Source organism: Xenorhabdus kozodoii, assembly GCF_002632875.1.
Lineage (GTDB): Bacteria > Pseudomonadota > Gammaproteobacteria > Enterobacterales > Enterobacteriaceae > Xenorhabdus > Xenorhabdus kozodoii.
Genome location: NZ_NJCX01000100.1, coordinates 1 through 685, shown reverse-complemented (window position 1 = coordinate 685; position 685 = coordinate 1). Strand labels below are relative to the sequence as shown.

Genomic DNA, 685 nt, shown 5'->3' with positions numbered 1-685 from the left:
AATCACTTCCTGCCCGATACGCGGTATCGCCATAAAGCCAAAGCCGTGGCCGTTCCAGCCCTGTGCCACCCGTACCCAGCACGACGCGCCATCATCCGGTTCGTCATAACGGTTCCAGTGAAAATGGATTTTAATGGCGCCGTCTTTATTGACGAAAATTTCCTCGCCCTCTGGGCCAACGACTATCGCCGTTTCATCGCCATCGGCTAACGGTTTGTAGTGGAACGGCGGCCGCCAGTCGGCCAGACCATCGATAAAACTGAAAGTATTGCTGAGTGTGGTGCCTTCGCCACGGTTATCGCCCAGCGCCTGCGGGCAGCGCCCGTGGTGGTGGATGCCGACGATTTGCCAGCGGGCATTGAGCGGCGCGTGCGGGTGGTTTTTTATCTCAAAGATTTTGCCCGGCATCAGTTTGATGCAGTTACTGTGGCCGCTGCCGGTCTGTTTCTGGTTATCCCACGCTTCCTGCCGGTATTTTAAAAACGGTTTGGCGGCCGCATCTTTCTGGAAACGCCCGTAACTCTCAAACACGGTGTAAGGGGTCTGGCTGCCAAAATCGCGGAAGCCCTCGCTGCTGTGCAGGTGGGAGAGGGGGTAGCGCGGGTTCGCCGGGTTGAAATCTTTGTGCAGGCTGCGTTGCGGGCTCATGCCAACCCCCAGTCGCACCTGATAAATGGTATCCACC

At 57.4% G+C, this 685-nt stretch carries 1 protein-coding gene; it reads right to left on the bottom strand.

Going from position 1 to position 685, the window contains the following annotated elements; all coding sequences use genetic code 11:
- Positions 1–685: type VI secretion system tip protein TssI/VgrG (tssI, locus tag Xkoz_RS19295; protein WP_141554461.1), on the bottom strand; the 685-nt coding region annotated here is incomplete at both ends.